The sequence below is a fragment of the Rhizorhabdus sp. genome (assembly GCF_018006725.1).
Classification (GTDB): domain Bacteria; phylum Pseudomonadota; class Alphaproteobacteria; order Sphingomonadales; family Sphingomonadaceae; genus Rhizorhabdus.
In genome coordinates, this window is record NZ_JAGMXV010000297.1 from 1 (window position 1) to 5,049 (window position 5,049).

General features: G+C 64.5%; 7 protein-coding genes. 1 reads left to right on the forward strand and 6 read right to left on the reverse strand.

Translation table 11 applies throughout. The features are described from left to right. On the forward strand, positions 1 to 301 hold a 301-nt coding region (locus KAY22_RS24340), incomplete at its 5' end, for a DnaB-like helicase C-terminal domain-containing protein (protein ID WP_296625722.1). 265 nt (positions 302 to 566) lie between these two features. Here the strand turns inward: KAY22_RS24340 and KAY22_RS24345 are convergent. The 6 genes from KAY22_RS24345 to KAY22_RS24370 all read right to left on the reverse strand — a co-directional run. Continuing rightward, positions 567 to 1,331: a phosphoadenylyl-sulfate reductase gene (locus KAY22_RS24345; protein WP_296625723.1), complete on the reverse strand. Its 765-nt coding sequence runs from the start codon at positions 1,329 to 1,331 to the stop codon at positions 567 to 569. Further along, on the reverse strand, positions 1,324 to 1,749 hold the full coding sequence (locus KAY22_RS24350) for a DUF934 domain-containing protein (protein ID WP_296625724.1): 426 nt from the start codon (positions 1,747 to 1,749) through the stop codon (positions 1,324 to 1,326). Before KAY22_RS24350 ends, KAY22_RS24345 begins: the two co-directional genes overlap by 8 nt. Then, positions 1,742 to 3,376 carry a nitrite/sulfite reductase gene (locus tag KAY22_RS24355; RefSeq protein ID WP_296625725.1) on the reverse strand — a complete coding sequence of 545 codons (1,635 nt, stop codon included), beginning with the start codon at positions 3,374 to 3,376 and terminating at the stop codon, positions 1,742 to 1,744. The genes KAY22_RS24350 and KAY22_RS24355 overlap by 8 nt, the downstream gene beginning before the upstream one ends. A gap of 1 nt (position 3,377) precedes the next feature. Beyond that, complete coding sequence (locus tag KAY22_RS24360; protein ID WP_296625726.1) at positions 3,378 to 3,674, reverse strand: DUF2849 domain-containing protein; 297 nt, start codon at positions 3,672 to 3,674, stop codon at positions 3,378 to 3,380. Next, positions 3,671 to 4,468 (reverse strand): uroporphyrinogen-III C-methyltransferase, encoded by a 798-nt coding sequence (cobA, locus tag KAY22_RS24365; RefSeq protein WP_296625727.1) that lies wholly within the window; start codon positions 4,466 to 4,468, stop codon positions 3,671 to 3,673. Before cobA ends, KAY22_RS24360 begins: the two co-directional genes overlap by 4 nt. Positions 4,469 to 4,569: 101 nt before the next feature. Further along, a partial coding sequence (locus KAY22_RS24370; RefSeq protein ID WP_296625728.1) for a glutathione peroxidase occupies positions 4,570 to 5,049 on the reverse strand: 480 nt, incomplete at its 5' end.

Sequence of the window (5,049 nt, forward strand, 5' to 3'; positions counted from 1 at the left end):
GCGCGAGTCTGGCTCGATCGAGCAGGACGCAGACATGGTCTGGTTCGTCTATCGCGAGGAATATTATCTCAACCTGATTCGCCCGAAAGAAGCCTCTGCCGCAGCTGGCGACAGTGCCGTGGATGTGACCGCGTTCGAGGACTGGCAGCTCAAGATGGCGCGGGCGCACAATCGCGCCGAACTCGTGATCGCCAAGCAGCGTCACGGATCGACAGGTACCATCCCCATGAAATTCGAGAGCAAGTTCACCAAATTCTCAGACCTGGCGGACGATTATTACAATCCGAACGATTATGAGTGAGCCATTCCTGTTGCGGTGCAACGCAAGCTGACGCTGATTTTCGTCGCGAATGCGGCTTTGCGCAGGTGACAAAGGGCGGAAAAGGTGGTTTTCTTGACCCGCACCCGGAATAGCGGGGCGTTGGGGAGAGGATGCCGCGATGTCTTACATCGATCGCACCATGGATCAGCTGCTGGTGGCCGCCATCATGTGCGTGCCCTTCTACATGGCCTATAAGATCGGCGTGTTCCTGATCGATTGAGGCCGGCGCGGGCACGCGCCAGGATCAGAAGACGGGCTCGTCCCCGGGGTTGGTCAGCGGCTCGCCATGAATGCCGCACTCGACCTTGTCCCAGCCGCGCCAGCGGCCGGCGCGGGGGTCTTCGCCCGGCTTGACCACGCTCGTGCACGGTGCGCAGCCGATCGACAGATAGCCCTTTGCCTCGAGCGGATGGCGCGGCAGGTCGCGGCGCTCGAACCAGGCGTCGAGATCGGGTTTGCCCCAATCGGCGAGCGGGTTGAACTTGATCCGGTCGCCGTCAAGTTCGAACCGGGCGATGCCCGACCGGGTCGACGCCTGGAAGCCCTTGCGGCCGGTGATCGACGCATCGAGCCCGCGCATGGCGACGGCAAGCGGCAGGACCTTGCGGATTTCGCAGCAGCCGTCCGGGTCATAGGACCAGCGCAGGCCGGTGGCGTCCTTTGCTTCGATCGTTGCGGCGTCCGGGGTGATGTTGCGGACGTCCTGCAGTCCGAGGCGCTCGATCAGCAGGTCGCGATAAGCGAGCGTCTCGTCGAACATCTTGCCGGTATCGAGAAAGATCACCGGCGTGGCGGGATCGGCCTGGGCGACGAGGTCGAGCAGTACGGCGGATTCGGTGCCGAAGGAGGAAACGACCGCGACCCGGTCGAGCAGCTTCTCCTCGAGCACGGCCTTGATCATGTCGGCCGTGGCTACGCCTTCGAAGCGCGCGTTGAGCGCGGCGACGTCCGCCGCGGTGAAGCGGGGCGCCGTGTCGATACGGTCGATCCTGCGCGCCGGCTCAGCCATGCCGCCGGGCCCACACGGGCGCACGTCCGTCCACGGTCTTCTGATAGACATGGGCGTGAAGCGAGAGGAGCTTGTCGAGCACGTCGCGGTCGATCTCCGCATCGCTCAGGAAAGCGTCGAAGCCGCAGCGGCGCATCGGGCCGATCTGGTCGACCAGCACATCGCCCGCCGCGCGCAGTTCGCCGGTATAGCCGGCCTCGCGCAGGATGCTGCCGATCGAATAGCCGCGGCCGTCGCGGAACTTGGGGAAGGACACCTCGATCAGCGAAAGGCGCGACAGATGCGGGATCAGCGCGCGGGGATCGTCGGTCGGCTCGAGCCGCACGGCGGTCGCGTTGGACTGGCCCAGAAAGCCGTCGAGCGTGACGGCGGGCTCTTCATGGGCCTCGTCGTCGCGGAACCGGATGAGGTCACCCATAAATCGCCTCCTTGAACGGAGCTTCGCCGACCCGGCGATAGGTGTCGACAAAGCGCTCGCCGTCGTTGCGAAGCGCGGTGTAGACATTCACTGCCTTCTCGATCGCGTCGACCACGCCATCTTCGGAAAAGCCGGGGCCGATGATCTTGGCGAGGCTCGCGTCTTCTGCACCCGACCCGCCGAAGGACAGCTGGTAATTCTCCTCGCCCTTCCGGTCGACGCCGAGAATGCCGATGTGGCCGGCATGATGATGGCCGCAGGCATTGATGCAGCCCGAGATCTTCAGCTTGAGCTCGCCGAGATCGCGCTGGCGCTCGATCGCGCCGAAACGCTCGGAGATCTTCTGTGCGAGGGGGATCGAACGCGCATTGGCGAGGCTGCAATAATCGAGGCCGGGGCAGGCGATGATGTCGCCGACCAGGTCGAGATTGGGGGTGGCGAGGCCCGCGGCGTCGAGCTTCTGCCAGATCGCATAGAGGTCGCTCTTGCGGACATGCGGCAGGACGATGTTCTGTGCGTGAGTGACGCGCAGCTCGTCGAAGCTGTAGGCCTCGGCGAGATCGGCCATGAGGTCGATCTGTGCCGAGCTGGCGTCGCCCGGAATGCCGCCGGTCGGCTTCAGGCTGATGTTGACGATCGCATAGCCCGGCGTCTTGTGCGCCACGACCTGCTGGTCGAGCCACAACGCGAAGTCGGGATCGCTGCGATCGATCTCGTCGCTCAGGCCGCTCTCGAAGGCCGGCGGCGCGAAATGGGCGGCGATGCGATCGAACTCGGCCTGCGGAGCATCGAGGCCAAGGGTGCGCGTGTGGAGGAATTCCTCCTCGACCTGGCGGCGATATTCGTCGGCGCCGATCTCGTGGACCAGGATCTTGATCCGCGCCTTGTAGAGATTGTCGCGACGGCCATGGCGATTATAGACGCGCAGGCAGGCTTCCATATAGGCGAGGAAGTCAGTCTTCGGCAGGAAGTCGCGGATCACCGGGGCGATCATCGGCGTACGGCCCATGCCGCCGCCGACAAACACGCGGAAGCCGGTTTCGCCCGCTTCGTTGCGATGGATCTGCAGGCCGATGTCGTGCAGGCGGACCGCCGCGCGATCCTCTTCCGAGCCGATCACCGCGATCTTGAACTTGCGCGGCAGATAGCTGAACTCGGGGTGGAAGGTGCTCCACTGGCGCAGCAGTTCGGCCCAGGGGCGGGGATCCTCGATCTCGTCCGCAGCCGCACCGGCATATTGGTCGGACGAGATGTTGCGGATGCAGTTGCCGCTGGTCTGGATGGCATGCATCTCGACCGTCGCCAGCTCGGCGAGAATGTCGGGCGCGTCCGCCAGCTTTATCCAGTTATACTGAAGATTCTGCCGCGTGGTGAAGTGGCCGTAATCCTTGTCATATTTGCGCGCGATATGCGCCAGCATGTGCATCTGCCTGCCCGATAGCGTGCCATAGGGAATGGCGACGCGCAGCATATAGGCGTGCAACTGGAGATAGAGGCCGTTCATCAGCCGCAGCGGCTTGAACTGGTCTTCGCTCATCTCTCCGCTCAGGCGGCGGCGCACCTGATCGCGAAATTCCTCGACGCGGGCGTCGACGATCGCCTGATCATATTGGTCGTACTGATACATGTCAGATCACCCAGTCGCCGATGGTGGGGTCGGCCGGCTTGAGGCCGAGGTCGGGACGCACTGTCGGGCCGACGGCGCGGATGCGGTCCTTGATATGTGCGGGGCGGGGGCCTTCGCCGGTCATTTCCGCCTGTATCACATAAGGCGTGTTGACGTGCCGGGCGGCTTCCTCGCGGGCGGCGATCGCCTCGCCCTGGCCGTCGACGTCGACCGCATGTTCGAGGTGGCGCGACCAGCCATCACCGGTCCACCAGATCACGTCGCCCGTGACCAGATCATTGCCCGTCAGAATCTTCACGCTTCGTCTTTCATCCGTTCGGCCTGCACCGCGAAGGCGGCAAGGCGGTTTTGGGCATCCGACAGCAGGACCACTTCGCCCACGACGATGATCGCCGGACTTTCGACGCCCTCGCGTTCGACCAGGTCGCCGAGATCGGCGAGCAGCGTCCGCATGGCGCGCGACCCTTGCAGCGTGCCCTTTTCGAGCACCGCCACCGGCATGTCGGGGGCGACACCGTCGGCCATCAGCTTGTCCGCGATCATCGAAGCGGTGCTGACGCCCATGTAGATCACCAGGGTGCGGCCCTGTCCGGCAAGCCCCGACCAGTCCTGTTCGCTCAGCCCCTTGCAGGTGCCGGCGACGAAGCTGACCGCGCTCGACCAGTCGCGGTGCGTGAGCGGCAGCATCGCTTCCGCCGCACAACCGAGCGCGGAGGAGACGCCTGGAATGACCTCGACGGGGAGGCCGGCGGCGCGCACTGCCTCGACCTCTTCGCCGCCGCGACCGAACACAAAGGGATCGCCGCCCTTCAGCCGCACGACGACCGAGCCGGCCTTCACATGGGCGATGATCAGCGCATTGATCGCGTCCTGGGGCAGGGTGTGCCGGTCGCGCTTCTTCGCAACCGAAATTCGCTGCGCGGTGTCTGGCGCATAATCGAGGACGCGCGGATCGATCAGCCCGTCATGGACGACGACGTCGGCCGAACGCAGCGCATCGACCGCGCGCAGCGTCAGCAGTCCGGGATCGCCCGGGCCGGCGCCGACGAGAATGACGCGCCCACGCGCTTCGGGATCGAGCAAGGATGCCATGGCCGCCAAATGGGGCTTGGCGCGGTAACGCGCAATTCAGCGTTGCTTGGGGGGCAACCAAGTTTTCTTTGTTCAAGTGCTTAGGCGCGAGAGCCCCGCTTTCACGCGCCGTCGAGCAAATCCTCGATATCGCTCTTGATCGCCTCGGGCTTGGTGGTGGGGGCGTAGCGGCTGACGACCTGACCGTTGCGGTCGATCAGGAATTTGGTGAAGTTCCATTTGATGCCTTCGGTGCCCAGCACGCCCTTCGCCTTGCTCTTCAGCCAGGCGTAAAGCGGGTGGGCATTGGGTCCGTTGACGTCGACCTTGGCGAAGATCGGGAATTTCACGTCATAGCTGGTGCGGCAGAAGGTCGCGATCTCCTCCGCGTCGCCGGGCTCCTGGGCGCCGAACTGGTTGCAGGGGAAGCCGAGGACGACCAGCCCCTTGTCGGACATCTCCTCGTGGAGCTTCTCCAGCCCCTCATATTGGGGCGTGAAGCCGCATTTGCTGGCGGTGTTGACGATCAGCAGCACCTTGTCGCGATATTGGTCGAGCGAGACCTCGCTGCCGTCGATCGCCTTTGCCGAGAAATCATAGAC

Bases quoted from the DNA above. Each gene is read 5' to 3' on its own strand.
- KAY22_RS24345 (WP_296625723.1), bottom strand. From the start codon at position 1,331: ATGGCTGAGCCGGCGCGCAGGATCGACCGTATCGACACGGCGCCCCGC.
- KAY22_RS24350 (WP_296625724.1), bottom strand. From the start codon at position 1,749: ATGGGTGACCTCATCCGGTTCCGCGACGACGAGGCCCATGAAGAGCCC.
- KAY22_RS24355 (WP_296625725.1), bottom strand. From the start codon at position 3,376: ATGTATCAGTACGACCAATATGATCAGGCGATCGTCGACGCCCGCGTC.
- cobA (WP_296625727.1), bottom strand. From the start codon at position 4,468: ATGGCATCCTTGCTCGATCCCGAAGCGCGTGGGCGCGTCATTCTCGTC.